This is a genomic window from Pantoea sp. Seng (genome assembly GCF_009829935.1).
In the GTDB taxonomy this organism is placed as follows: domain Bacteria; phylum Pseudomonadota; class Gammaproteobacteria; order Enterobacterales; family Enterobacteriaceae; genus Pantoea; species Pantoea communis.
The window spans coordinates 50,786-75,263 of the sequence record NZ_SZZV01000002.1; the positions used below are offsets into that span (position 1 = coordinate 50,786).

The 24,478-nt window shown below is 55.9% G+C and carries 26 protein-coding genes and 1 riboswitch; of the genes, 9 read left to right on the top strand and 17 right to left on the bottom strand.

Going from position 1 to position 24,478, the window contains the following annotated elements; all coding sequences use genetic code 11:
* Window positions 1-59 precede the first annotated feature (59 nt).
* The 3 genes from FD737_RS01900 to FD737_RS01910 are packed head-to-tail and all read left to right on the top strand — an operon-like array spanning window position 60 to window position 3,036.
* The gene (locus FD737_RS01900; RefSeq protein WP_058961602.1) at window positions 60-821 is read left to right on the top strand and encodes an endonuclease/exonuclease/phosphatase family protein; all 762 of its coding nucleotides are present in this window, start codon (window positions 60-62) and stop codon (window positions 819-821) included.
* On the top strand, window positions 818-2,062 hold the full coding sequence (gene clsB / locus FD737_RS01905; RefSeq protein WP_160832569.1) for a cardiolipin synthase ClsB: 1,245 nt from the start codon (window positions 818-820) through the stop codon (window positions 2,060-2,062). Before FD737_RS01900 ends, clsB begins: the two co-directional genes overlap by 4 nt.
* Window positions 2,062-3,036, top strand: coding sequence for a lysylphosphatidylglycerol synthase domain-containing protein (locus FD737_RS01910; protein ID WP_058961604.1), 975 nt, complete (start codon window positions 2,062-2,064; stop codon window positions 3,034-3,036). The genes clsB and FD737_RS01910 overlap by 1 nt, the downstream gene beginning before the upstream one ends.
* Window positions 3,037-3,207: 171 nt before the next feature.
* Here FD737_RS01910 and FD737_RS01915 read toward each other — a convergent pair whose 3' ends face one another.
* The 7 genes from FD737_RS01915 to moaA form a co-directional block, all read right to left on the bottom strand.
* Entirely contained in the window at window positions 3,208-3,915 is a 708-nt protein-coding gene (locus FD737_RS01915) for a Bax inhibitor-1/YccA family protein (RefSeq protein ID WP_034821101.1), read from the bottom strand.
* A 57-nt stretch (window positions 3,916-3,972) separates the two neighbouring features.
* Window positions 3,973-5,067, bottom strand: a complete 1,095-nt coding sequence (locus FD737_RS01920; RefSeq protein ID WP_097117379.1) for a DUF1615 domain-containing protein — start codon at window positions 5,065-5,067, stop codon at window positions 3,973-3,975.
* Window positions 5,068-5,149: 82 nt separating this feature from the next.
* Window positions 5,150-5,602: a molybdopterin synthase catalytic subunit MoaE gene (moaE, locus tag FD737_RS01925; RefSeq protein WP_097117382.1), complete on the bottom strand. Its 453-nt coding sequence runs from the start codon at window positions 5,600-5,602 to the stop codon at window positions 5,150-5,152.
* 2 nt (window positions 5,603-5,604) lie between these two features.
* Window positions 5,605-5,850: a molybdopterin synthase sulfur carrier subunit gene (gene moaD / locus FD737_RS01930; RefSeq protein WP_097117384.1), complete on the bottom strand. Its 246-nt coding sequence runs from the start codon at window positions 5,848-5,850 to the stop codon at window positions 5,605-5,607.
* Complete coding sequence (gene moaC / locus FD737_RS01935; protein ID WP_097117386.1) at window positions 5,843-6,328, bottom strand: cyclic pyranopterin monophosphate synthase MoaC; 486 nt, start codon at window positions 6,326-6,328, stop codon at window positions 5,843-5,845. The genes moaD and moaC overlap by 8 nt, the downstream gene beginning before the upstream one ends.
* 2 nt (window positions 6,329-6,330) lie before the next feature.
* A complete protein-coding gene (gene moaB, locus FD737_RS01940; protein WP_034821116.1) occupies window positions 6,331-6,846 on the bottom strand; it encodes a molybdenum cofactor biosynthesis protein B in 516 nt (171 codons plus the stop codon).
* A gap of 17 nt (window positions 6,847-6,863) precedes the next feature.
* A complete protein-coding gene (gene moaA, locus FD737_RS01945) occupies window positions 6,864-7,850 on the bottom strand; it encodes a GTP 3',8-cyclase MoaA (protein WP_160832570.1) in 987 nt (328 codons plus the stop codon).
* A riboswitch (molybdenum cofactor riboswitch) is annotated at window positions 7,839-7,973 on the bottom strand. (Overlaps the previous gene by 12 nt.)
* A gap of 195 nt (window positions 7,974-8,168) precedes the next feature.
* On the opposite strand from moaA, the gene yvcK reads away from it, so the two are divergent.
* A complete protein-coding gene (gene yvcK, locus FD737_RS01950; RefSeq protein WP_034821119.1) occupies window positions 8,169-9,068 on the top strand; it encodes a uridine diphosphate-N-acetylglucosamine-binding protein YvcK in 900 nt (299 codons plus the stop codon).
* A gap of 169 nt (window positions 9,069-9,237) precedes the next feature.
* Here yvcK and uvrB read toward each other — a convergent pair whose 3' ends face one another.
* On the bottom strand, window positions 9,238-11,259 hold the full coding sequence (gene uvrB / locus FD737_RS01955; protein ID WP_034821123.1) for an excinuclease ABC subunit UvrB: 2,022 nt from the start codon (window positions 11,257-11,259) through the stop codon (window positions 9,238-9,240).
* A 908-nt stretch (window positions 11,260-12,167) separates the two neighbouring features.
* Between uvrB and FD737_RS01960 the strand changes: the two genes are divergently transcribed.
* Window positions 12,168-12,884, top strand: a complete 717-nt coding sequence (locus FD737_RS01960) for an ABC transporter ATP-binding protein (RefSeq protein WP_034821129.1) — start codon at window positions 12,168-12,170, stop codon at window positions 12,882-12,884.
* 197 nt (window positions 12,885-13,081) lie between these two features.
* On the opposite strand, the gene bioD is transcribed toward FD737_RS01960, so the two are convergent.
* The 4 genes from bioD to bioB are packed head-to-tail and all read right to left on the bottom strand — an operon-like array spanning window position 13,082 to window position 16,674.
* Window positions 13,082-13,756: a dethiobiotin synthase gene (gene bioD / locus FD737_RS01965; protein WP_097117388.1), complete on the bottom strand. Its 675-nt coding sequence runs from the start codon at window positions 13,754-13,756 to the stop codon at window positions 13,082-13,084.
* Window positions 13,753-14,508: a malonyl-ACP O-methyltransferase BioC gene (gene bioC, locus FD737_RS01970; protein ID WP_160832571.1), complete on the bottom strand. Its 756-nt coding sequence runs from the start codon at window positions 14,506-14,508 to the stop codon at window positions 13,753-13,755. Before bioC ends, bioD begins: the two co-directional genes overlap by 4 nt.
* Window positions 14,492-15,643 (bottom strand): 8-amino-7-oxononanoate synthase, encoded by a 1,152-nt coding sequence (bioF, locus tag FD737_RS01975; protein WP_160832572.1) that lies wholly within the window; start codon window positions 15,641-15,643, stop codon window positions 14,492-14,494. The genes bioC and bioF overlap by 17 nt, the downstream gene beginning before the upstream one ends.
* Window positions 15,643-16,674 carry a biotin synthase BioB gene (gene bioB / locus FD737_RS01980; RefSeq protein ID WP_160832573.1) on the bottom strand — a complete coding sequence of 344 codons (1,032 nt, stop codon included), beginning with the start codon at window positions 16,672-16,674 and terminating at the stop codon, window positions 15,643-15,645. Before bioB ends, bioF begins: the two co-directional genes overlap by 1 nt.
* Window positions 16,675-16,762: 88 nt before the next feature.
* Between bioB and bioA the strand changes: the two genes are divergently transcribed.
* Both bioA and FD737_RS01990 read left to right on the top strand, forming a co-directional pair.
* On the top strand, window positions 16,763-18,055 hold the full coding sequence (gene bioA, locus FD737_RS01985) for an adenosylmethionine--8-amino-7-oxononanoate transaminase (protein ID WP_160832574.1): 1,293 nt from the start codon (window positions 16,763-16,765) through the stop codon (window positions 18,053-18,055).
* Between the two features lie 70 nt (window positions 18,056-18,125).
* Window positions 18,126-18,602: a kinase inhibitor gene (locus FD737_RS01990; RefSeq protein ID WP_160832575.1), complete on the top strand. Its 477-nt coding sequence runs from the start codon at window positions 18,126-18,128 to the stop codon at window positions 18,600-18,602.
* Between the two features lie 34 nt (window positions 18,603-18,636).
* Here FD737_RS01990 and pgl read toward each other — a convergent pair whose 3' ends face one another.
* A complete protein-coding gene (gene pgl, locus FD737_RS01995) occupies window positions 18,637-19,632 on the bottom strand; it encodes a 6-phosphogluconolactonase (protein ID WP_160832576.1) in 996 nt (331 codons plus the stop codon).
* Between the two features lie 149 nt (window positions 19,633-19,781).
* On the opposite strand from pgl, the gene FD737_RS02000 reads away from it, so the two are divergent.
* Window positions 19,782-20,600: a pyridoxal phosphatase gene (locus FD737_RS02000; protein ID WP_160832577.1), complete on the top strand. Its 819-nt coding sequence runs from the start codon at window positions 19,782-19,784 to the stop codon at window positions 20,598-20,600.
* Between the two features lie 154 nt (window positions 20,601-20,754).
* On the opposite strand, the gene modC is transcribed toward FD737_RS02000, so the two are convergent.
* The 4 genes from modC to FD737_RS02020 all read right to left on the bottom strand — a co-directional run bounded on the left by modC (window position 20,755) and on the right by FD737_RS02020 (window position 23,563).
* A complete protein-coding gene (gene modC / locus FD737_RS02005) occupies window positions 20,755-21,813 on the bottom strand; it encodes a molybdenum ABC transporter ATP-binding protein ModC (RefSeq protein WP_160832578.1) in 1,059 nt (352 codons plus the stop codon).
* Complete coding sequence (modB, locus tag FD737_RS02010) at window positions 21,813-22,505, bottom strand: molybdate ABC transporter permease subunit (protein ID WP_160832579.1); 693 nt, start codon at window positions 22,503-22,505, stop codon at window positions 21,813-21,815. The genes modC and modB overlap by 1 nt, the downstream gene beginning before the upstream one ends.
* Complete coding sequence (modA, locus tag FD737_RS02015; RefSeq protein WP_160832580.1) at window positions 22,502-23,275, bottom strand: molybdate ABC transporter substrate-binding protein; 774 nt, start codon at window positions 23,273-23,275, stop codon at window positions 22,502-22,504. Before modA ends, modB begins: the two co-directional genes overlap by 4 nt.
* Window positions 23,276-23,404: 129 nt before the next feature.
* Window positions 23,405-23,563: an AcrZ family multidrug efflux pump-associated protein gene (locus FD737_RS02020; protein WP_013508338.1), complete on the bottom strand. Its 159-nt coding sequence runs from the start codon at window positions 23,561-23,563 to the stop codon at window positions 23,405-23,407.
* A 117-nt stretch (window positions 23,564-23,680) separates the two neighbouring features.
* Between FD737_RS02020 and modE the strand changes: the two genes are divergently transcribed.
* Window positions 23,681-24,463 carry a molybdenum-dependent transcriptional regulator gene (gene modE / locus FD737_RS02025; protein ID WP_160832581.1) on the top strand — a complete coding sequence of 261 codons (783 nt, stop codon included), beginning with the start codon at window positions 23,681-23,683 and terminating at the stop codon, window positions 24,461-24,463.
* The last annotated feature ends 15 nt before the right edge of the window (window positions 24,464-24,478 follow it).

Genomic DNA, 24,478 nt, shown 5'->3' on the forward strand with positions numbered 1-24,478 from the left:
CCATTTGTGACAAAGACTACACTTTGTGCTGTTGATGATGAAAAGGAGCGCGTCGAAGTATGCCACAAAACACGCAAGGATTTTCATTTAAAGTCCTGACGATCAATACCCACAAGGGGTTCACCAGCTTTAACCGTCGCTTTATCCTGCCGGAATTGCGTGACGCAGTCCGCGCCACCTCGGCGGATATTGTCTTCCTGCAAGAGGTGATGGGCACCCACGCTATCCATTCACTGCACATTGAGAACTGGCCGGAAAACTCTCATTACGAGTATCTGGCCGATACCATGTGGCATGATTTTGCCTATGGCCGTAACGCAGTTTATCCCGAGGGACATCACGGGAACGCGATATTGTCACGTTTCCCCATTATTGAATATGAAAATCTCGATATTTCTGTGGCGGGAAGCGAAAAGCGCGGCATGTTGCACTGCCAGATTCGCCTGCCGGATCGCCCCGATCCGCTGCATGTCATCTGTGTGCATTTAGGGCTTAAAGCACAGCATCGCCAGGCGCAGATGAAGATGATGAGCGATCGCATCAATGCCCTGCCGCATGATGCGCCGCTGGTGGTGGCCGGAGATTTCAACGACTGGCAAGTGCACGCCAATCGCTTCCTGAAGCGCAGCGCGGGATTGCAGGAAGTGTTTAGCATGAAAAACGGCCGCCCGGCACGTACCTTCCCGGCACGTTTTCCGCTACTGCGACTGGATCGTATTTATATCCGCAACGCCACCGTGAGCCAGCCCTGGGCGCTGCCGGTCAAACCCTGGTCACACCTTTCCGATCACGCCCCCCTTGCCGTGGAGATCTTCCTATGAATTTCAGCTGGCGTGAGGGCAATCAGTTGCGGTTGCTGGAGAACGGCGAGCAGTTCTTCCCCTGCGTTTCAGCAGCCATTCAGCGTGCCGAGCGTTCGCTGCTGCTGGAGACGTTTATTCTGTTTGAAGACGACGTCGGCAACGCGCTGCATAGCGATCTGCTTGCAGCAGCGCAGCGTGGCGTGAAAGTCGAAGTGATGGTGGATGGCTATGGTTCACACGATCTCTCCGACGCCTTTGTGAACACGCTTACGGAAGCCGGGGTGCGTTTTCTCTATTACGATCCGCGCCCGCTGGTGCTGGGCATGCGCACCAACGTGTTCCGTCGTCTGCATCGTAAAATCGTGGTGGTCGATGATGCCCTCGCCTTTGTGGGCGGCATCAACTTCTCTGCAGAGCACAATACCGATTACGGCCCGGAGGCGAAGCAGGATTATGCGGTCGAGGTGACGGGGCCGGTGGTGCTGGATATTGCTCGCTATGTACAGCAGGCCATCGGTAGCAAGCAGACCACGCGACGCTGGTGGGGAGGACGTTCACAGCGGCTGGCGGTTAATGCGATGCCCGGTGAGGCGCAGGTGTTATTTGTTTACCGCGACAATGACGACCATCGCGACGACATTGAGCAGCACTATCTCGATATGCTGCGCAAGGCCAAACAGGACGTCATCATCGCTAATGCCTATTTCTTCCCTGGCTATCGCCTGTTACGTGAAATGCGCAGTGCCGCACAGCGTGGCGTGCGTGTACGGCTGATCGTGCAGGGTGAACCGGATATGCCGATTGTTAAAGTGGGCGCCGAGATGCTCTATAACTATCTGGTGGATGCCGGGGTTGAGGTTTATGAATATTGCCGCCGTCCACTGCACGGCAAAATTGCGGTGCAGGATCAGCACTGGGCCACCGTGGGCTCCAGCAATCTTGATCCGTTGAGCTTATCGCTCAATCTGGAAGCCAATCTCATCGTGCACGATCGCACTTTCAATCAGACGCTGCGTGACAATCTGGAAGCCTTGCTTCAGCACGATTGTGTGCGTGTGCAGGATGACAAATTGCCGCCGCGCACCTGGTGGCATCTCACTAAAAGCGTGATTGTGTTCCATTTCCTGCGTCACTTCCCGGCCATTGCCGGTTGGTTGCCCGCGCATACGCCTTTACTGGCGCAGGTTGATCCCCCCGTGCAACCGGAAATGGAAACCCAGGATCGGGTCGAAACCGGCAACGAAGGAGCGAAACACTGATGAGCAAAAAACATTCTCGCTGGCAATGGACAAAGAAAATCCTCACCTGGCTGTTCTTTATTGCGGTGATCGTACTGCTGGTGATCTACGCGCGCAAAGTGAACTGGCAGGACGTGTATCAGGTGATCGTCGGCTACAACCGCTATGTGGTGCTGGGCGCAGCGGCGCTGGTGGTGGTCAGCTATCTCACCTATGGCGTGTATGACTTAATCGGTCGCGCCTACTGTGGACACAAACTGGCGAAGCGTCAGGTGATGCTGGTGTCGTTTATCTGCTACGCCTTTAACCTGACGCTCAGCACCTGGGTCGGCGGCGTGGCGATGCGCTATCGCCTCTATTCCCGCCTCGGCCTGCCCGGTGGCACCATTACACGCATCTTTTCCATGAGCATCGCCACCAACTGGCTGGGCTATCTCCTGCTGGCGGGCGTGGTGTTTGTCGCCGGCATGGTGCCGATTCCGCCGCGCTGGTTTATTGGCGAAAACACCTTGCGCATTATAGGTGCCGTGCTGTTAGTGCTGGTGGCGATTTATTTGTGGGCCTGTGCCTTTGCGAAAAAACGTCGCTGGACGATAAAGGGGCAACATCTACAGCTGCCGTCGTTGCGCATGGCGCTGATTCAGTTTGCCGTTTCAAGTGCAAACTGGCTGGTGATGGGCACCATTATCTGGCTGCTGCTGGCGCGTCAGGTGGATTATCCGCAAGTACTGGGGGTGCTGCTGATCAGCAGTATTGCAGGGGTGATCATTCATATTCCTGCGGGCATCGGGGTGCTGGAAGCGGTATTTCTGGCGCTGCTGGCTGGCGAGCATGTTTCGCACGGCACCATCATTGCCGCCCTGCTGGCCTATCGCGTGCTGTACTTTATTTTGCCGCTGCTGCTGGCGCTGGTGTTGTATCTGATGCTGGAGAGTCGCGCTAAACATCTGCGGCAGAAGAATGAACAAAAGATGGCCAAATCAGACGCGGGATAATCGGGGAGAAATCACTCGCGCGCGGTGGGCGCCATCAATAGCGCACCCGACAAAATTCTGTGCAGATTTACATTGATGCATGTTGCCTGTCTTGAATTGCGCCCCCTAAAAGCATCCTGTTCGGATGTTGCAGGGGGCGCATTGATACCAGCCAGAAGCGGTGCTGCAGAGTTAACGACGGTTGCCGAAAATACGCAGCAGCATCAGGAACAGGTTGATGAAGTCGAGATACAGCGTCAATGCCCCCATGATTGAGTAGCGACGCAGATTCTCTTTGTCATTGACGTTGATGGTCTCGCCAATCGATTTCAGTTTCTGGGTGTCATAAGCGGTCAGACCGACAAACACCACTACGCCGATATAGGTGATCGCCCACATCAGCGCCGGGCTTTTCAGCCAGAAGTTCACCAGTGACGCCAGCACAATACCAATCAGCGCCATAAACAGCAGGCTGCCAAAGCGGCTGAGATCGCGCTTGGTGGTGTAACCGTAGAAGCTCATGGCACCGAACATGCCCGCCGTCACGAAGAAGGTGCTGGCGATAGAGGAATAAGTGTAGACGAGGAAAATACTCGCCAGCGTCAGGCCCGTTAGCGCTGAATATAGCATAAACAGCCCGGTGGCTAAGGTACTGCTCAGACGATGCACCATGCCCGACAGCACAAAGACTACCGCCAGCTGCACAATGATCAGCCCGAAGAAGGTGATGCGATTTGCAAACACCAGCTCCATCACCGCCGGCGTGCGCGCTGCAAACCAGGAGACAAACGCGGTCAGCAGCAAGCCGCAGGTCATCCAGCCATAGACCTGCGCCATATATGTCTGCAGCCCGGTTGACGCCTGCTGCACGATTGAATCATTACGTGGATATCGGTCCATGATGCACCTCTTTAAGTTAGACAAACGCTCTAAGTGTGGAGTCTACACCGCATTGCGTCAACGGCGCGTCAAGCACTGCTGATATCGGCCATTTACGCGCTGGGCAAACCAGGCGGTGGTCAGATTGCGGGTGATTTTCGGGCTCTCCAGTTTAATGCCCGGCAGCATCTCGCGCGGCAGGCGTTTACCGGCCATTTTATCAGCCAGAATAAACGTCTGCTTCCAGAGCGTGCTGCTGCTGAAGCTTTCCGTATCGCCCTTCTCCAGGTCGCGACGGATTTCCCGATTGCTCATATCCAGTTGCTTGCTCAGCGTGCGCACCGCTAATTCGGTGGAACCCGCTTGCTCGCTGCCGTACATAATTAAGTCACCATCCAGCGCCAGTTTAATGCCGCTGGCGCGCGCTACGGCTGCCTGAAAAGCGGCGTTGCGGCTGGCGTACCAACCGGCATTGAAATCGGCAAAACGGTACAGCATCTGGCTGTAATCCGCCGGATAGCCGAGCAGATGCATTGTGCCAAAGTAGATGCCGCCGCGACGCGTGAAGACTTCACGGCGAATCGAGCCATCAATCGAATACGGATAACCTTTGGCATGCGCTTCGGCAAATTCAATGCTGACCTGCATCGGGCCGCCGGTGTGAATCGGATTGAGATTGCCAAACAGCTTCTGCCCCATCGGCACCATATCGATGAAATCATCGAAAATTGCGCTCAGCTCTTTCTCACTGCGCACTTTATCCAGTCGCGCGGCGTAGCTTTGGCCGGTGGGCGATTTAATCAGTAAGGCGGTGCGCACCAGGAACGCCGGAACGTGGACTTTGGCGGCGCGGCGGTCAATTTCACCCCAGGCGATTTTGGGTAAACCGGGCACAGGCGCATCGGCACTGAAATTGGACTCCTGATCGGTGACCGCGATCACCGCACAGACGTTACTGGCGCTGGGATCGATCTGCTGGACGCGAAACGCGGTGTAGATGTCGTCCGCCCAGGCGCTTTTTTGGCTGACATCGCTCGGCAGTAACTTTTGAATCTGAGATTTGACGTCGGCAGGTTGCCGCGCGGGGGCCTGCGGTTCTTTTTTGGTACTACATCCGGCCAGTACCAGCGCGGTGAGCAGCGCCGCGCCTTTGAGCATTTTAGTGGTATTCATCTTGTTCCCTGACAGGCCAGCAAAACCCGTACCTTAACGTTTTCAACTCGCTACGGCTATCAGAGCAGGTCGGTTTTACGCGCTACTTCCAGCGTTCGGCGGCTTGATGGTCGCTGTCGCGCGCATCGACCCAACGATCGCCCTGTTCGGTGGCTTCACGCTTCCAGAACGGCGCACGGGTTTTCAGGTAATCCATGATGAACTCGGTAGCAGCAAATGCGCTACTGCGATGGGCGCTGCTGACGCCAACAAACACAATTTCATCACCAGGGAACAGTTCGCCCACGCGATGGATCACCGTCACCTGCTGCAACGCCCAGCGCTGACGCGCCTCTTCGACTATTTCCGCCAGCGCTTTTTCCGTCATACCCGGATAGTGTTCCAGGGTTAAAGCGGCCACGCTGTCACCGAGATTGTGATTGCGCACTTTGCCGGTAAAGGTGGCCACCGCGCCATCACTGTCATGCGCGGCGAGTTGGCGATACTCCTCGCCGACATCAAAAGGCTCAACGCCAACGCGAATACGAGTGGCCATGCTCATCCTCCGGTGACCGGCGGGAAGAACGCCACTTCATCACCCGCACGCAGCGGATGGCTCATCGGCACCAGCGTCTGATTGACCGCTGCCAGCAATTTGCCGGACTCCAGCGCCAGCGCCCAGCGATCGTTCCTCTCCGCCAGCGCTGCACGCAAGGTTGCTACATCCTGATATTCCGGTTTCAGCTCTAACGCGCTGATGCCGGTCAATTCACGCACCTGGGCAAAAAACAGCACCTTAATCATGTGCCACCGCCTGAAAATCGCCGGATTTGCCGCCGCTTTTGCTGAGCAAACGCAACTGATCGATCACGATATCTTTCTGCACCGCTTTGCACATGTCGTAAATGGTCAGCGCGGCCACCGATGCGGCGGTCAGCGCTTCCATTTCCACGCCGGTTTTTCCGGTCAGACGGCAACGAGAGGTGACGCGCACGCGGTTGTGCTCAGGCTCGGCCACCAGCGTCACTTCCACCTTGCTCAACATCAGCGGATGGCACAGCGGGATCAACTCCCAGGTGCGTTTCGCGGCCTGGATACCGGCGATGCGTGCCGTGGCGAACACATCGCCTTTATGATGGCTGCCGTCGATGATCATCTGCAGCGTTTCCGCGCTCATCAGCACCAGTGCTTCAGCCTGGGCTTCACGCACCGTTTCAGTTTTGCCGGAGACATCCACCATATGGGCTTCACCAGCGGCATTGATATGAGTTAATGATGACATGCTTACAACTTCTTCAAATGAGAGACAAAATTACAGGGACGCGTGCGCGCATCCAACTGTTCTTCAATAATGCGTTCCCAACCGCTACGGCAGGCATTGGTTGATCCCGGCACGGCGAAAATCAGCGTCTGGTTCGCCAGCCCGGCCACCGCGCGTGATTGCAGCGTGGAACTGCCAATCTCTTCGTATGAGATCATCCGGAACAGTTCGCCAAAGCCGTCAATTTCACGGTCGAACAGCGGCAGCAGCGCTTCCGGCGTACTGTTTTTGCTGTTAAATCCGGTGCCGCCATTGACGATCACCACCTGCACATCATCACTGGCAATCCAGCGCGACACGGTGGCGCGAATACGGTAACGGTTGTCAGGCACAATCGCGCGATCCACCACCTGATGCCCGGCTTCTGTCAGTGCCTCACGCAAGTAGTCGCCCGAGCTATCATTGCTGGCATCACGGCTGTCCGAGACGGTCATCACCGCCACATTCAAGGCGACAAACTCGCCGGTAGGTTTACCCATGGCTGTAACTCCTGTGTTTAGCCGCCAATGAATGAGAGGTTTTGTGTGATGCCGGTGTTGCCCTGATGCAGGAAATGCGTCTGCTTTTTCTGCCCGAGACTGTGGGCGATGCGGGCCTGTAGCTCGCCCTGCTGATCGTCGGATGCCAGTAAATCGCGCAGCGAGACGCCGCCGTCGCCGAACAGGCACAGATGAAGATTGCCCATGGCTGACACGCGCAGACGGTTGCAACTGGCGCAGAAATCTTTTTCGTAGGGCATGATCAAACCGACTTCGCCCTGATAGTCAGGATGGCGGAACACCTGCGCCGGACCGTCACTGCGTCCACGCGGCTGAAGCTGCCAACCCTGCATGATCAGCTGATCGCGAATCACCTCACCCGAGATGTGATGACGACGGAACAGATCACCGCCCTCGCCGGTTTCCATCAGTTCGATAAAGCGCAGCTGAATTGGACGGATGCGGATCCAGTCGAGGAAGGTCGCCAGGCTGTAGCTGTTGAGATCGCGCATCAGCACGCTGTTGACTTTGACCTTCTCGAACCCGGCGTCAAACGCGGCATCAATTCCGGCCATCACTTCCGCGAATTTGTCCTGGCCGGTGATGGCGTGAAACTGGCGCGCATCAAGGCTATCGACACTAACGTTAATGTGAGTGAGCCCGGCATCACGCCACGCGCGCACGTCTCGCGCCATTCGGTAACCGTTGGTGGTCATGGCGATCTGGCGAATGGCGGCGTTTTCACGCACTGCTGCGATGATATCGGTGAAGTCGCGGCGCATAGAGGGTTCGCCGCCGGTGAGACGCACTTTTTCCGTGCCCGCGGCCGCAAAGGCACGCGTCACGCGGCGAATCTCGTCCAGCGAGAGGAAACTTTTGTTGTGATTACCGTTCGGTTTATAACCATCGGGTAAACAGTAGGTACAACGGAAGTTGCAGACATCCGTGACCGACAGGCGCAGATAGTAGAAGCTGCGCGCATAGGCATCTGTAAATTGTGGCACCTGAACACCTTTCCAAATACGGGAGATGCAGTCATTTCTTTCTGCACCCTGGCAGCGATGCTGCGGCCAGGCATCCATATCGTTATGACTTAGGCATGCAAGGCTTGGGAGTCTGTTGTCATTATGTACAACACGGTTAATTCGAATGGTAGCGCGATTTCTCTCTCGCATCCATCAGTGAATTTCGCTATATATATTGATACATAACGTTTTTTTCACCGCATTTTCTCCGCAGGATACGGTAAAATGCGCGACAGATATTGATACACATCACTTCAACTGCATGACAACCTGCAGTTGTCCGTTAAAAGGAACAGCATGAATCGTACCCTGGCAGATTTGGATCGCGTGGTAGCACTGGGCGGCGGGCACGGCCTGGGTCGTGTGATGTCGGCGCTGGCACCGCTGGGCTCACGCCTGACCGGCATCGTGACCACCACCGATAACGGCGGATCCACCGGACGCATTCGTCGTTCGGAAGGCGGTATTGCCTGGGGAGATATGCGTAATTGCCTGAACCAGTTGATCATGGAACCGAGCGTAGCCTCGGCAATGTTTGAATACCGTTTTGCCGGTAACGGCGAACTGGCCGGTCACAACCTCGGTAATCTGATGCTCAAAGCGCTCGATCACCTTAGCGTGCGGCCGCTGGAAGCCATCAACATCATTCGCAATCTGCTCAAAGTCGATGCCTTCTTGATTCCGATGTCGGAGCAACCGGTAGACCTGGTGGCGCAGGATTGCGAAGGCAATATGGTGTATGGCGAAACGGCAATTGATGAAATGAAGCTACCGCCGCAAGAGTTGATGCTGCATCCCAATGTCACTCCCACTAAAGAAGCACTGGATGCGATTGCGGAAGCGGATTTGATCCTGATTGGCCCAGGCAGTTTTTACACCAGCCTGATGCCAATTCTGCTGATGGAGGAGATGGCACGCGCGCTGCGCCGTACGCCCGCCACCATGGTGTTTATTGGCAATCTTGGACGTGAGTTAAGCCCGGCCGCCAGCCTGACGGTGGCGGATAAACTGGCGATGATGGAAAAAGCCATCGGCAGGCGAGTGATAGATGCCGTGGTGGTCAGCCCGTCAGCGGACGTCAGCGGCGTGGAAGATCGCCTGATTGTACGCGAACCGCTGGAGGCCGCCGATATCAAGTATCGTCACGATCGCCAGCTGCTGCGAATTGCGCTAGAACACGCGATTCAGGCAGTTTAACCTCGCGCAGGCAGTACGCATAAATGCGCACCCTACGAGGGCGAATTTTAAGGATCTTACCTAGGGTCGCAATTCAGGTACGACCTGGCACATGGGTAGCAGATCAGACCGGGCACATAGTTAACACGTATGTGCTCAGTCGATCCGAATGATACGTCTTTCTGCACCGTCAGGAGGCGGCGATAAACAACTCGCGCAGCTGGTGCAACTGGTCGCGCACACTGGCGGCCTCTTCGAACTCCAGATTCTGCGCGTGCTGCTGCATCTGCACTTCCAGCTCGTGAATTTTCTTCTGCATGGCTTGTGGCGTCAGCGCCAGATAATTGGCCTCTTCTTCTGCCGCCACACGTGAGGCGGTTTTGCCCTTACCGCGCGTTTTCACCACGTTTTTGCCCAGCTCAAGAATATCGGTGATTTTCTTGTTGAGGCCCTGCGGCACAATGCCATTCTCTTCGTTGTAACGCTGCTGCTTCTCTCGACGACGTTCGGTTTCGCCCATCGCGCGTTCCATCGAAGGGGTGATCTTATCAGCGTACAGAATCGCCTTACCGTTGATGTTACGCGCCGCACGGCCAATAGTCTGAATCAGTGAGCGTTCGGAACGCAGGAAGCCCTCTTTATCCGCATCGAGGATCGCCACCAGCGACACTTCCGGCATGTCGAGACCTTCGCGCAGTAAGTTGATGCCCACCAGCACATCGAACTCACCGAGACGCAAATCACGAATGATCTCCATACGTTCAACCGTATCGATATCGGAGTGCAGATAGCGCACCTTCTCGCCGTGCTCCACCAGATATTCGGTAAGATCTTCCGCCATGCGTTTGGTCAGCGTAGTGACCAGCACACGTTCATTGATCGCCACGCGTTTGCGAATTTCTGATAGTAAGTCATCCACCTGAGTGGCGACCGGACGCACTTCCAGAATCGGATCCAGTAGCCCGGTGGGACGTACCACCTGATCAATCACTTCGTCACCGGATTTTTCCAGCTCATAGTTACCTGGCGTGGCCGAAACATAGATGGTTTGCGGTGCCAGCGCTTCAAACTCTTCAAAACGCATCGGACGGTTATCCAGCGCCGAAGGCAAGCGGAAGCCATATTCTACCAGCGTCTCTTTACGTGCGCGGTCGCCGCGATACATGCCGCCAATCTGGGGGATGGTAACGTGCGATTCGTCCACCACCAGCAATCCATCGGCGGGCAGGTAGTCAAATAAGGTCGGCGGTGGCTCGCCCGGACCGCGACCCGAGAGATAGCGCGAGTAGTTTTCAATGCCAGAGCAGTAGCCGAGTTCGTTCATCATTTCGAGATCGAACTGGGTACGCTGGCTGATGCGCTGCTCTTCCAGCAGTTTATTGTTCTCCAGCAGCACCTTGCGACGATCCACCAGCTCGACTTTGATCTCTTCCATCGCCTGCAGAATACGTTCGCGTGGCGTCACGTAGTGCGTTTTCGGATAGATAGTGAAACGCGGGATCACGGACTCAATCTGCCCGGTCAACGGATCGAACAGCGACAGACGCTCAACTTCTTCGTCAAACAGTTCGACACGCAAGCCGATGTCGTCGGATTCAGCCGGAAAGATGTCGATCACTTCGCCACGCACGCGGAAGGTGCCACGCTGGAACACCTGATCGTTGCGGGTATACTGCAGTTCCGCCAGACGGCGCAGAATGCTGCGCTGGTCGATAATCATGCCGCGCGTAAGGTGCAGCATCATTTTCAGATAGAGATCGGGATCGCCCAGGCCGTAAATCGCCGAGACCGAGGCCACCACAATCACATCACGGCGCTCCAGCATCGCTTTGGTGGCTGAGAGACGCATCTGTTCAATGTGCTCGTTCACCGCCGCATCCTTCTCAATGAAGGTGTCAGAACTCGGCACATAGGCTTCAGGCTGGTAGTAATCGTAATAAGAGACAAAAAACTCCACGGCGTTATCCGGGAAGAACTCTTTCATTTCACCGTATAACTGCGCCGCCAGCGTTTTGTTTGGTGCCATCACCATCGTCGGGCGATTGAGATCGGCAATCACGTTGGCGATGGTAAAGGTTTTACCCGATCCGGTTACCCCCAGTAGGGTTTGATGTGCGAGACCATCCTCCAGCCCCTCTTCAAGACGACGAATGGCCTCGGGCTGGTCGCCTGAAGGTTTGAAATCAGAGTTGAGTTTGAAGGCTTTACTCATGGTTTTGCGGTTCCTGCAGAAGATGTCAGCGAGCAGGCTGATAATTCTACTCTGCTATGACGAATTTGCCAGAAAAAAATACTGGATATATTTACAGATATCTTGCACGATAACGGGGAAAGCAGCTGTCTCGCTTCAGTGCAATTTAAGCGGCAAAAGGCAAAAGCTTGTTGCGCAAGGTTATCCCCAGAGCCGTGACGCTTTTAACATTTGTCAAGAGAGCGTCATTAAATTGCAGTCCGATGACAAGGCAGAAAAATCTCAGGCTTGCTTTTAATTAACCTGCTGATTTTATTGGTAATGAGTTCAAAGCCCAGTTTCGCAGCATAATGTATGCAGGCCGCGTATTTCCTCGCTTCCACGCGGTTTTCAGTCGCTAATGCACAAGGTTATCCACAGGAATAGTGGATAACTGAATCCAGCCCCGAGCCCATCAGCTGTGTATAATTTTCCCCGCTCTTATCCTGGCGTGCGAAATATTTTTTTTTTCGTTTTTTTTCCGCCTGCCTTAAACCGCTTTAACTATCCTTTTGGCAAGTCAAGCACCATTGTTCTCGTAAATACCGTGCCTTAAGACCACTTATATCTTCAGTGATTGCCTTATCAATGAACAGATGCACCAGAAACGTTAAGCATTCAGCACCGTCAAAGTGCAGTCAGGTTATTACTCAGCGGGATTATTAAGTATTTCTCACCTTTTAAGCCCGCTTTCGCTGGATTCTGACTCAGAATATCCCGTTCCATTAACCTGGCCTGGTAATTGCAGTAGTTTAACGATGGAGTAACGAGTCCATACGGCTTGCCTTGCAGGCCATCAACAGCAGTGTCCACCTTAATCGTGCACGACTGTATGCCAGACGACACAGAGCGGAAGCATTCAGGCAAATAATCTGGAAGGAGTATGTCAGATGCTGAGTTTACGTTCGGTGAATCAGTTTTACGGTCACAACCATATCCTGTGGGATGTGGATCTCGATCTGCCGCCCGGCACCTGTACGGGTGTGCTGGGCAGTCCAGGCATGGGCAAAACCACGCTGGTGAACTGCATTATGGGTCGCTTGCCCATTAACAGTGGCTCAATGATCTGGCAGGAAGATGGCTCGCCACCCGAGAATTTGTTGCTGCAGCCCGCCGAACAGCGTGCGCGCATGGGAATTGGCTATGTGCCGCAAGGTCGCCATATCTTTTCGCAGATGAGCGTGGAAGATAATTTAATGATCGCGCTGATGGCCGCTCAGGACGATCGCAGCCGTGCCATTCCTGAAATGGTGTTTGACCTGTTCCCGGCACTCTATTCCTTGCGTCATCAGCGCAGTGGCGAATTGCCGATGGATCAACAGCAGCAGCTGGCACTGGCGCGAGCATTGGTGCTGCAACCTAAACTGCTGATTCTGGATGAGCCGACCGAAGGAATGTCGCCGTGGCTGGAAGAGGAGATGGGCAACCTGATACGCCGTCTTAATCGCGATTACGGCCTGACCATTTTACTGCTGGAGCAGCATGTCTCCTTCATCCGCCGCGTGGCAGACTATTTCCTGCTGCTTCACCGTGGTCGCAATGTGGCGCAGGGTAAAGTCGCTTTGCTGGATGATGTGACGGTGAATAAGTGGCTGACAGCGACATGATGATGTGGTCGCCATCGATGAACTGCAGCCAAAATGTTGCATCACATTCTGACATTGAAGGTGCTGGTCTATGGCGGCCCTACGGACGAAATGATGTCAGGTGCGCACTGTTGCGTACCTGACATCGAATCGCCATCCATAACTATCCTACGGGCGATATGAAGTAGAGTGCGCATGAATGCGCATCTGAAACAGGCTCATGACTGCGGCAACGTTAAATACTGACCGCACTCGGCCTGTTGTGCTTCGCTGTCCAGATAGGGAATTTCACCGAGGAACGGTGCATCAATACGTTGACGCAGCGTGGCCATGTACTCGGCATGTCGTTTACCTGGCGGCTGAATATCATTGGCAATCCAACCGGCTAACCGCAACCCTCGCGCCTTCACCGCTTCCGCTGTCAGCATCGCGTGGTTAATACAACCTAGCTTCACCCCCACCACCAGAATCACCGGCAGTTGTTCCGCTTCGACCCAGTCAGCATAGGTCTGCGTCTCGGATAATGGCGTAAACCAGCCGCCCGCACCTTCAACCAATACCCATTCGGCCTGCTGCTCCAGCGCACGCAATCCGGCTGACAGCGCAGAAAACTCAATCGGCCTGCCCTCTTCCGCGCTGACAATATGCGGTGACGTCGGCTCGACAAATGCCAGTGGATTCACCTGCTCATAGCTGAGCGCCAGGCTGCTGTAGCGTTGCAACGCCAGCGCATCACTGTTACGCACGCCCTCTGGGGTGATCTCGCAGCCCGAGGCTACGGGCTTGTATCCTGCGGTGCGTAAACCTGCTGCGCTTGCCGCCTGCAACAGTGCGCCACTGGCGACCGTTTTGCCCACTTCGGTATCCGTTCCGGTAATAAACCAGCGTGTCATTTGCTCAAAACTCCGTACATCAAGTGATAACTAAGACGATAACCTTGCGTATCCTGCGGCCAGTGCTGCTCCAGTTGCGTGAGCTGCGAGCGTGTGAGCGGCTGTGCGCCACGGCCGTCGTGCAGATGCGTAGCACCAATGCCTTTCAAAGAACGCATGGCACTCAGCGCGCTGGGGAAATGCAACGTGATAGTCTGCGGCTGGCACTGCGCCGGTAAGCCTGTGAGAGCGGCAGAGAACTGCGCTGCGCTGAGAAAACGATTGGCGTGCTGACGGCTATCTAACCGAGCCCAAGCTTCATGCACTTCATGCAGGGAGCCATCGAGCAAGGTTGAGAACAGCACGCTGCCACCCGGCCGTGTGACGCGCAAAAACTGCTGCAACGCCAGGCGCAGATCGCTGCTCCACTGCACCGCCAGATTGCTCCACACGCCATCGACGCACGCATCCGGCAGCGGCAGGTTATCGATATCGCCTTGCAGATAGTGCTGCGCCGAGCGCAGCTCACGCGCGGCGTCCAGCATCGCACTGGAGAGATCCAGCGCCGTCAGTTCGCGCCCACGATCGCGCCAGTAGCGGCTGTACCAACCGGTGCCACAGCCCGCATCCAGCAGATGCGGCCCGAAGCCCGCGGGTGCCAGCGCCAGTAGCGCATCGCCGCTCTGCCGTTGCAGCTCGGCATGCTGCTCGTAATGCTGTGCGGCACGGCCAAACGCTTTGGCGACCGCCTGCTTGTTAACCTGCAGCGTCATACAGCGCCTCCAGCAGACGATCAATATCGTCGTTATGATGGGCAGCAGTGAGCGTAATGCGCAGCCGCGCCGTGCCCGGCGGCACCGTTGGCGGCCGAATGGCGCTAACCCAGCATCCCGCTTGTGCCAGTCGTTGTGACAACGCCAGCGCCGCGCTGTTTTCCCCGACGATCAACGGCTGAATAGCACTGGCTGATGGCATCAGTTGCCAGGGCAAATCAGCGGCACCCGCCCGGAATCGCGCAATATGACTATTCAGCCGCTCACGCAGTTCATCGCCCTGCTGGATCTGGTGCAGCGCCGCCAGCAGCGCACAACACTGTGCCGGTGGCATCGCGGTGGAGTAGATCAGATGGCGTGAAAACTGCTCGACGTAATCCGCTGTGGCATCGTCACTCAGCAGCGCTGCACCGCTGACGCCAAAGCCCTTGCCAAACGTGACAATCAGCAATTCCGGCTTCACACCCTGCTGCCAGCAACTGCCGCGCCCCTGCTCACCGTGCACGCCAATGCCGTGCGCATCATCCACCAGCAGCCAGCCGTTGGCGCGGCGCGTCTCTTCAGCAAGGGCAGCGAGCGGTGCGCTGTCGCCATCCATGCTGAATACGCCTTCGGTCACCACCAGCGTACCGCCTTCCGACGGGCTAGCCAGCAGTTTTGCCAGACTCTCCGGCTGGTTGTGCGCAAAGCGGCGTAGTGTGGCCGGGCTGTGGCTGGCAGCATCCAGTAATGAAGCATGCGCCAGCTTATCAGCAAGAATGCGATCCTGCTTTTCAGCCAGCAGGTGGATCACCGCCTGGTTGGCGGCAAAGCCAGAGATAAACAGCAGCGCACGCTTGTAACCCAGCCAGTCAGCCAGTTGCTCTTCTAACTGCGCATGATGACGGCTATAGCCCGTCACATGACCCGACGCGCCCGCTCCCGCACCCGCTTCTGCTGCGCCCTGTTGCCAGGCCGCAATCACCGCTGGATGCTGGCTCAGCCCGAGATAATCATTGCTGGAGAAGTGACGGTATGAACGCCCCTCCAGGGTTATCTCGCGGACGCTGTTGTGTTCAACCCGGCGTCGCAGACGCCAGCCATCGGCATCACGTCGCGCCGCCAGCGCCTGTTCGATGCGAGATGACCAGCTCATCACACCGCCGCGTTGTAGAACTGCTCGGTATCAGCGTGCACCAGCTGCTCACTGAGCTGATACTGCTGTTCGTTATCACCGGCAGTAGTGGCGGTGTGTTCTGGATTCAGGCCCAGCTTGCGGAACAGGATCAGATCTTTGTCCTCTTCCGGGTTTGGCGTGGTCAGCAGCTTGCAGCCGTAGAAAATCGAGTTAGCACCGGCCATAAAGCACATCGCCTGCGTCTGTTCGCTCATCTGTTCACGACCTGCGGACAGGCGGACGTGTGACGATGGCATCATGATACGCGCCACGGCGATAGTGCGGATAAAGTCGAACGGCTCAACGTCATCGTTATCGGCCAGTGGCGTGCCTTTCACCTTCACCAGCATGTTGATCGGCACGCTTTCTGGCGGGGTCGGCAGGTTCGCTAGCTGCACCAGCAAGCCGGCACGATCTTTCACGGTTTCACCCAGGCCGACGATGCCGCCAGAACAGACTTTGATGCCTGCGCCGCGCACTTTATCCAGCGTATCCAGGCGTTCCTGATAGCTGCGGGTGGTGATGATGCTGCCGTAGAATTCCGGCGAGGTATCGAGGTTGTGGTTGTAGAAATCCAGCCCGGCGCTGGCCAAACGCTCCGCCTGGGTGTTATCCAGCGTGCCCAGCGTCATGCAGGTTTCCATGCCCATGGCTTTAACGCCCTGCACCATCTGCTCCAGATACGGCATGTCGCGTTCGTGCGGGTTTTTCCACGCAGCGCCCATGCAGAAGCGGCTCGATCCTGCCGCTTTGGCTTTACGCGCCGACTCCAGCACCGCTTCCACTTCCATCAGCCGCTCGGACTCCAGCCCGGTTTTGTAGCGCGCACTCTGCGGGCAGTATTTACAATCTTCCGGGCAGGCACCGGTTTTGATCGACAGCAGCGTACTGACCTGCACCTGACGCGGGTCAAAATGCTGACGGTGAACTTGCTGCGCTTCGAACATCAGCTCAAGGAAAGGTTTATCGAACAGAGCCTGGGCTTGTGTCAGTGTCCAGCGGTTTTCCATTGCTTACTCCAAAAAAAAGGGGTTCATCCCGACGATTAACGTGGTTATACTTGTAAACTAAATCTTTTCAAAATGGTTTACAAGATTGATGTTCACCCAAGACGACCTCAACTTTGACCGCCAGCATATCTGGCATCCTTATACGTCAATGCGCGATCCCCTGCCCTGTTATCCGGTGGTGGCAGCGCACGGTTGCCAGCTTCAATTGGCCGATGGACGTGAACTGGTCGACGGTATGTCGTCATGGTGGGCAGCGATTCATGGCTATAACCATCCGCGCCTCAATCAGGCGATGCAGCAACAAATGGCACAGATGTCGCACGTGATGTTTGGCGGCATTACCCATCCGTCGGCAGTGGCATTGAGCCGTCAACTGGTCGAGATGACCCCTGAAGCGCTGGAGTGCGTGTTCCTCGCCGATTCGGGGTCGATTGCCGTTGAAGTATCGATGAAAATGGCGTTGCAGTACTGGCTGGGGCGCGGTAGAACGCGACAGAAATTCCTGACGTTAAAACGTGGCTATCACGGCGATACTTTTGCCGCGATGTCGGTGTGCGATCCGGAAAATTCGATGCACAGTCTGTGGCGCGGCTATCTGCCCGAGCATCTGTTTGCCGCTGCGCCGCAGTGCGGTTTTGATGACGAGTGGAACGATGCGGACTTCGCTGATTTCGCCCGGTTAGCCGAGACGCACCATCGCGACATTGCCGCGGTGATCCTTGAACCGATTGTGCAAGGCGCAGGCGGTATGCGTTTCTATCACCCGCGCTACCTGCAACAGGTGCGTGAGCTGTGCGACCGCTACGGTATCCTGCTGATTGCCGATGAAATCGCCACCGGCTTTGGCCGCAGCGGCAAGCTGTTTGCCTGTGAACACGCCGGGATTACGCCAGATATTCTCTGCCTCGGTAAAGCGCTGACCGGCGGCACCATGACGCTCTCCGCCACGTTGACCACGCGCGAAGTGGCCGACACCATTAGCCGCAGTGCGGCAGGTTGCTTTATGCATGGCCCGACCTTTATGGGCAATCCGCTGGCTTCTGCGGTGGCCGTTGAAAGCCTGACGATGATCAACGAGGGACTTTGGCCTGCGCAGGTGGCGGCGATTGAACAGCAACTGCGTCGTGAGCTGCTGCCGTTGCGTGAACATCATGCGGTGGCCGATGCGCGTGTGCTGGGCGCGATTGGTGTGATTGAAACGCGTTCACCGGTCAATATGGCGGCGCTGCAGCAGTTCTTTGTCGAACGTGGCGTGTGGATCCGTCCGTTCGGCAAGCTGATCTATCTGATGCCACCTTATCTGATTTCTGCCGCAGAGTTGGCGCAGTTAACCCAGGCGGTGCGCGCGGCATTGGACGTTGAGGCACATTTCCTGGCCTAAGCGAACTGGAAGTGGAGCGCGTTTTCCACCATGATGGAGAGCACACTGCACAACGGAAAAAGGAGAAGTCATGCGCGTAGTTAGCCAGGATTTTAAAGACGGCGATAAAATGCCCGAACGTCACGTTTTCAATGGGATGGGACGTCAGGGTGACAATCTGTCTCCCCATTTGGCGTGGGATGAGGTGCCTGCAGGGACAAAGAGCTTTGTCGTGACCTGCTTCGATCCGGATGCCCCCACCGGTTCTGGCTGGTGGCACTGGGTAGTGGCAAATATTCCGGCTGACGTCACCGAGCTGCCACAAGGTTCCGGTTCAGGCGTGGTCGAGGTGCCGCAGGGTGCGATTCAAACCCGTACCGACTTCGGTCAAACCGGTTACGGTGGCGCAGCACCACCACAGGGTGATCCGCATCGCTATATCTTTACTGTGCACGCGATGGACACCGATAAGATTGATGTCGACGCCGGCGCGAGCGGCGCCATGGTCGGCTTTAATGTGCACTTCCATGCACTGGCAAGCGCGTCGATCACAGTTCTGTATTCTTAAAATGAGAACGGCGCCGAATGGCGCCGTTTTATCATCAATCCAGGGTGTGAATCACCACCCACATCGGGCCTTGTCCCACCGCGTAACGCGCCAGCGGTTGCAACAGACCGCGATCGGCAATCTTGTAGACTTCGATATGGTGCGACTTCTGTCCTGCCGCCACCAGATACTGACCGCTGTTATCAATATTGAAGCCGCGCGGCTGGGTTTCGGTTGGCTGATAACCTTCAATCGCCAGCACTGAACCATCTTCGCTGATGCTAAATGCAGTAAGGGTGCTGCTGGTGCGGTCACAGGCATAGAGGAAACGGCCGTCTGGCGTGATATGGATATCAGCCGCCCAGCGCGTGTCGCTGAAATCTTTTGGCATCATATCCAGACTCTGCACACGCTCAACCTGACCATGCACGTTGTTCAGTGCCCACACATCCACGGTGCTATCAAGTTCATTCACCACATAGCCGTACGCGCCATTTGGATGGAATGCCATATGGCGCGGACCCGCACCTTCAACTGTGGTGACCTGTGCTTGCTCGCGCGGTGCCAGAGTGCCATCGGCGTTAAGCTGGAACAGGCAAATACGATCCTGCTTCAGTGCTGGCACAAACAGCGTTTGGTTGCTGAGATCGATATTGGCTGAATGGCAGCCATCCATGCCGCCAATCACCTGGCTTGGGGCTTGCGGCAAACCATCGCTGTCGATCGGGCTGATGCTGACGCATGCATCATTGTAAGAACCGCAGAACAGGAATTTACCCTGGCGATCGGTCGAAATATGCGTTGGGCTGCCCGGCAGTGGCGCTTCACCCGCCAGACTCAGAGAACCGTCGGCCGCAATGCGATACGCTAATACGCGAAAATTCGGACGAACACCGACATAGAGGAAATCTTTCTTCGGGCTCACCACCATCGGCTGCACCTGACCGGCCACATCCGTGACCTGCAATAACGTCAGTGCGCCATCTTCCTGCAACTGCCACGCATGGATCTGCTGGCTCTCGGGACTGGCGGTATACACGACTTGTTTCATGCGTTTTTCCTTATTCGCTGCCTGATGAAAGGGATAACTGTAGCGCGTTTCATTTTGCCGCGCTGGATTCATTTGTGCCCTGTTTTTTGTCTCAGGGCCGCTGCCGGGTGTAGACTCAATGCTTTGCTAACTCCCGGACGGAAAGTGTAATGAGCTACCGCGTAATCGCCCTTGACCTCGACGGCACCCTGCTGACCCCTACTAAAACCATTTTGCCTGAATCGATCGAAGCTTTAGCCCGCGCACAACAGGCGGGGGTCAAAGTGCTGATTGTGACCGGTCGCCACCACTGCGCCATTCATCCTTTTTATCAGGCGCTGCAGCTGGATACACCCGCAATCTGCTGTAACGGCACCTACTTGTACGATTATCAGGCGAAAAAAGTATTGGCTTCCGATCCGCTGGAAAAAAGCCAGGCGACCCGCGTGATTGAGATGCTCGATCAGGAGAACATTCACGGCCTGCTGTATGTCGATGATGCGATGCTGTATCAGGAGCCGACAGGCCATGTGACCCGCACCCTGAACTGGGCACAATCCCTACCGGAAGCGCAGCGTCCTCTGTTCCTGCAGGTGCCAAGCCTGGCGCAGGCGGCGCTGGATGCGCAATCCATCTGGAAGTTCGCTCTTTCCCACCCTGACACCCGTGCATTGCAGCAGTTTGCTGAACGCACTGAAGCCGAACTCGGCCTGGCGTGTGAGTGGTCATGGCACGATCAGGTGGATATCGCTCAGGCGGGCAACAGCAAAGGCAAGCGTCTGGCACAGTGGGTAGAGAGCCAGGGCTTCAGCATGCAGGATGTGCTGGCGTTCGGCGATAACTACAACGATCTCAGTATGCTGGAGCAGGTCGGTTTAGGCGTGGCGATGGGCAATGCTGATGAGGCGATTAAAGCGCGCAGCAAAAAGGTGATTGGCACCAATCTGGAGCCAGGTATTGCCGAAGTGATTTATCAGGAAGTCCTGTAAGCACAGGATGTTCGCGGTGCGCACCACGGCGCACCTTGCGAATGCTTAAGGTGCGGCCGCTGCTGCACCTTATCGTTAATAATGAGGGTCACACCGGGTGCTTTCATCCGCACATCGCACACATTTTGTCTGATCGCCCTTGATGACCCTAAGGTCAAGCCGTGATCGCCACACTCTTAATTTGCGCATACAGCCATTGATCGGGCCGGATCCCCAGCTCATCTCGCGCCCACGGCGAAATTCGCGCCCACAGTTCGCTAATGCCAATGCGCAACTTCACTTCCACCTGATCGTCAATCTCCAATAACTCGACCACCTGAGCTGGCAGGATATTGCGCACCGAGGTGTTTTGCGGCGGCTGCAAGGCCAGCGACACATCACCAGAAGCGATACGAATGCGCAGTGCGGTTTTCAGCGGCTGGTTGACGCGGCTTACCCAGATATGCTGATCCCCTAAAGAGAGTGCCGTCATCGGGTAATCGGGATGCTGTTCCAGAACCTGCACTCTGAGCACGCTGCTGCGATCGGCTATCGGCAGCCACGGGCGCATGGCTGCACTGCTCCACACCTTCTCCAGCGAACCAAAGGCTTTGACTTTGCCGTTGTCGAGCACCAGCACGTTGTCCGCCAGTTGCAGAATTTCATCCAGGCTGTGCGAGACGTAGAGAATCGGAATATCGACCTGTTTCGCCAGCTTTTGCAAATACGGCATCAATTCGCGCTTGCGTGGTAAATCCAGCGACGCCAGCGGCTCATCCATCAACAAAATATCTGGCGCGGTGAGCAGCGCGCGGCCAATCGCCACGCGCTGTTTCTCGCCGCCTGACAACGAGGCCGGAAAACGGCTCAGCAGAGGCTCAAGGCCCAGTAATGCCACCAGCGCGTTAAACTGCGGCTTCATGGCAGCAGCCATGCCATATTGCAAATTGCCGCGCACCCGATAGTGCGGAAACAGCCGAGCGTCCTGGAACACATAGCCAACGCGGCGTTTTTCCGGCGGCAGATTGACCTGCGTCGCCGAATCAAACAGCAGACGATCGTTGAGCTGAATCTGGCCGCTTTGCGGCTGTGTCAAACCGCCAATCGCGTTGATCAGCGACGTTTTGCCCGCACCGGATACACCAAAAACAGCCGTAATGCCGCTGCCGGGAACCTGCACGTTGACGTTCAGTTGGTGATCGCCCAGCAACTGGGAAATATTGAGATTAAGCATCAGGCTGCCCCCAGCCGCTTACGGCCCCAACGTGCCAACAGCTCAGAGGCCACAAGCGATAACAGCGCCAGCGCAATGGCCACCGCACACAAGCGTGCGGCAGTGCCTTCTGCGCCGGGGGTTTCAATCAGGGTGAACATCGCCGAGGGAATGGTGCGCGTCTCGCCGGGGATATTCGAAACGAAGGTGATGGTGGCGCCAAACTCACCCAGTGAACGGGCGAAAGCGAGAACGGTACCGACAATGATGCCCGGTAGCGTAAGCGGCAAGGTGATAGTGAAGAACACGCGCCAGCGACCGGCACCGAGCGTGCGTGCTGCCTGTTCCAGTTTGGTATCCACCGCTTCCAGTGCCAGACGAATCGCCCGCACCATCAGCGGAAAAGCCATCACGGCCGAAGCCAATACCGCCCCACGCCAGCTAAAGGCCAGGGTGAAACCGAACCAGTCGTAAAGCCACTCGCCGATGAATCCACGTCGGCCCAGTGCAATCAGCAACAGATATCCCACCACCACCGGTGGCAATACCAGCGGCAAATGGATAAGACTGTCGAGTAAGGTTTTACCTGGAAACCGGCAACGTGCCAGAATCCAGGCCATCATGATGCCAAACGGCAAGCTAAACAGCACCGCTACGCTGGAAACTTTTAAGCTGAGAAACACGGCCTCCCATTCGGGATCACTGAGTATCATTTCTTCGGCGCAAATCCATACTGTTTAAACACAGCAGCGGCGTCCGGCCCCTGCAAATATTTGTAGAAGGCTTCAACCGTTGCGTTCTGATGATCTTTTACCACCGCCATCGGATATTCCACTGGCTTGTGGCTATCGTCCGGGAAGCGTCCTACTACCTGCACTTTGTCACTGGCAACCGCATCAGAACCGTACACGATGCCATACGGTGATTCATTGCGTTCGACCAGCGCCAATGCGGCACGGACGTTGTTAGCCGGTGCAAGCTGCGGCGACACCGTATCCCACGCGCCCAGCTTTTGCAGCGCTTCTTTGGCATAAATCCCGGCCGGGACATGATCCGGATCGCCCACCGCCAGACGTTCGCCTTTCAAAAAACTTTTCCAGTCAGTTTTTGCATTGATAGTCACCGCTTTTGCGCTGTCGCTTTTCGGTGCCACCAACACTAAATCATTGCCCAGCAAGGTGTAGCGGGTGTTCTCCACCACACTCTTTTTATCCACCGCATAGTCCATCCACTGCTGGTCAGCAGAGATAAACAGATCGGCCGGTGCCCCCTGTTCGATCTGGCGCGCCAGCGTCGAGGATGAAGCGAAGGACGATACCACTTCAACGCCGCTCTTTTTCTGATATTGCGTGGCAATATCCTGCATCGCATTGGTTAACGATGCCGCAGCAAACACGGTGATCTTCTCTGCCGCCACAGCGTGACCGGCCATGGAAACAGTGAGTACGGTAATAGCAGCCCAGCGGTAATTGATTTTCAGCATTTTTTACTCCTTGTTACGTTATATATTCGATAATACAACGTGGGAACAAATGCTGTCATGAACTTAATATCGGCAGGATTGAGGGGAAGTTAAAGAAAAAACGCCCGCTGAGTGCGGGCGCTTGTAAAATCAGTGTTGCGAGCTGTTGGCAGGACGATCGTCGCGGCGGCCAAATTTGGAGATGACGTTGAACACTTCACCCAGGCCGTAAATCAGACCGAGCATAATGGCCATCACAATTGGCACCATGATGACAGCCACAGCCAGGCTTTTAAGCAGTTCCAGCATGGAAACCTCACGCAGAAAATAAAAAAGTGATTGTAACGGTTAGGGAAAAAAACGCACTGCCCTTTTCGTGCTTTTACTTTTGGCCTTACACTTGTCGTACTCACTTAAGGAGCTGACATGCAGGCAGAACTTTCTCTTCACATTCGTCTTCAGCAGAAGCTGTTTGCCGACCCTCGTCGCATCGAACTGCTGAAACGCGTGCAGGAAACCGGCTCCATCAGCCAGGGCGCTAAATTAGCGGGCATCAGCTACAAAAGTGCCTGGGATGCCATCAACGACATGAATCAGATGGCTGATAAAACCTTAGTCGACCGTGCCACCGGAGGCAAAGGCGGCGGCGGCGCGCAGCTGACGCGCTATGGCGAGCGTCTGATTCAGCTGTTTCACCTGATGGAGCAGATCCAGCAGAAAGCTTTTGATGCGCTGCAAAACGACAGCCTGCCGCTCGACAGTTTACTGGCGGCGATTGCGCGTTTCTCCCTGCAAACCAGTGCGCGCAATCAGCTATTTGGCACGGTGATGGCGCGCGATCACCATCAGGTGCAGCAGCACATTGAGGTTCAGCTGGCCGACGGCGTCACGCGTTTGCAGGTGGCAATCACCGAACGCAGTGCCGAACGTCTGCAGCTCGACAGTGGCAAAGAAGTGCTGGTGCTGATCAAAGCACCGTGGATTCAGGTGAGCCGGGATGTGGTAAACAGCGATAATCAATTGCAGGTAACGATCAGCGCCATCGAGCCAGGTGAACAGGTCAGCGAAGTGTTGATGACATTGCCGAGTGGTGAAACCCTGTGTGCAACGGTGAACAACGCGCAGGTGCAACAGCAGAATCTGCAGCCTGGCAGCAGCGTAACCGCCAGTTTTAATGCGGAACACGCCATCATCGCCACACTGCTCTGAAAACCAGGCCATGAT

Coding starts and splice junctions, on each gene's coding strand:
- FD737_RS01990 (WP_160832575.1), top strand. CDS start 18,126: ATGCGCGTAGTTAGCCAGGATTTTAAAGACGGCGATAAAATGCCCGAA.
- bioD (WP_097117388.1), bottom strand. CDS start 13,756: ATGACACGCTGGTTTATTACCGGAACGGATACCGAAGTGGGCAAAACG.
- modA (WP_160832580.1), bottom strand. CDS start 23,275: ATGCTGAAAATCAATTACCGCTGGGCTGCTATTACCGTACTCACTGTT.
- moaD (WP_097117384.1), bottom strand. CDS start 5,850: ATGATTAAGGTGCTGTTTTTTGCCCAGGTGCGTGAATTGACCGGCATC.
- modE (WP_160832581.1), top strand. CDS start 23,681: ATGCAGGCAGAACTTTCTCTTCACATTCGTCTTCAGCAGAAGCTGTTT.
- FD737_RS01960 (WP_034821129.1), top strand. CDS start 12,168: ATGCTGAGTTTACGTTCGGTGAATCAGTTTTACGGTCACAACCATATC.
- moaC (WP_097117386.1), bottom strand. CDS start 6,328: ATGTCATCATTAACTCATATCAATGCCGCTGGTGAAGCCCATATGGTG.
- FD737_RS02000 (WP_160832577.1), top strand. CDS start 19,782: ATGAGCTACCGCGTAATCGCCCTTGACCTCGACGGCACCCTGCTGACC.
- modB (WP_160832579.1), bottom strand. CDS start 22,505: ATGATACTCAGTGATCCCGAATGGGAGGCCGTGTTTCTCAGCTTAAAA.
- FD737_RS01900 (WP_058961602.1), top strand. CDS start 60: ATGCCACAAAACACGCAAGGATTTTCATTTAAAGTCCTGACGATCAAT.
- bioA (WP_160832574.1), top strand. CDS start 16,763: ATGTTCACCCAAGACGACCTCAACTTTGACCGCCAGCATATCTGGCAT.
- FD737_RS01910 (WP_058961604.1), top strand. CDS start 2,062: ATGAGCAAAAAACATTCTCGCTGGCAATGGACAAAGAAAATCCTCACC.
- FD737_RS01915 (WP_034821101.1), bottom strand. CDS start 3,915: ATGGACCGATATCCACGTAATGATTCAATCGTGCAGCAGGCGTCAACC.
- bioB (WP_160832573.1), bottom strand. CDS start 16,674: ATGGAAAACCGCTGGACACTGACACAAGCCCAGGCTCTGTTCGATAAA.
- bioC (WP_160832571.1), bottom strand. CDS start 14,508: ATGACGCTGCAGGTTAACAAGCAGGCGGTCGCCAAAGCGTTTGGCCGT.
- moaE (WP_097117382.1), bottom strand. CDS start 5,602: ATGGCCACTCGTATTCGCGTTGGCGTTGAGCCTTTTGATGTCGGCGAG.
- bioF (WP_160832572.1), bottom strand. CDS start 15,643: ATGAGCTGGTCATCTCGCATCGAACAGGCGCTGGCGGCGCGACGTGAT.
- clsB (WP_160832569.1), top strand. CDS start 818: ATGAATTTCAGCTGGCGTGAGGGCAATCAGTTGCGGTTGCTGGAGAAC.
- FD737_RS02020 (WP_013508338.1), bottom strand. CDS start 23,563: ATGCTGGAACTGCTTAAAAGCCTGGCTGTGGCTGTCATCATGGTGCCA.
- modC (WP_160832578.1), bottom strand. CDS start 21,813: ATGCTTAATCTCAATATTTCCCAGTTGCTGGGCGATCACCAACTGAAC.
- uvrB (WP_034821123.1), bottom strand. CDS start 11,259: ATGAGTAAAGCCTTCAAACTCAACTCTGATTTCAAACCTTCAGGCGAC.
- FD737_RS01920 (WP_097117379.1), bottom strand. CDS start 5,067: ATGAATACCACTAAAATGCTCAAAGGCGCGGCGCTGCTCACCGCGCTG.
- pgl (WP_160832576.1), bottom strand. CDS start 19,632: ATGAAACAAGTCGTGTATACCGCCAGTCCCGAGAGCCAGCAGATCCAT.
- moaB (WP_034821116.1), bottom strand. CDS start 6,846: ATGGGTAAACCTACCGGCGAGTTTGTCGCCTTGAATGTGGCGGTGATG.
- yvcK (WP_034821119.1), top strand. CDS start 8,169: ATGAATCGTACCCTGGCAGATTTGGATCGCGTGGTAGCACTGGGCGGC.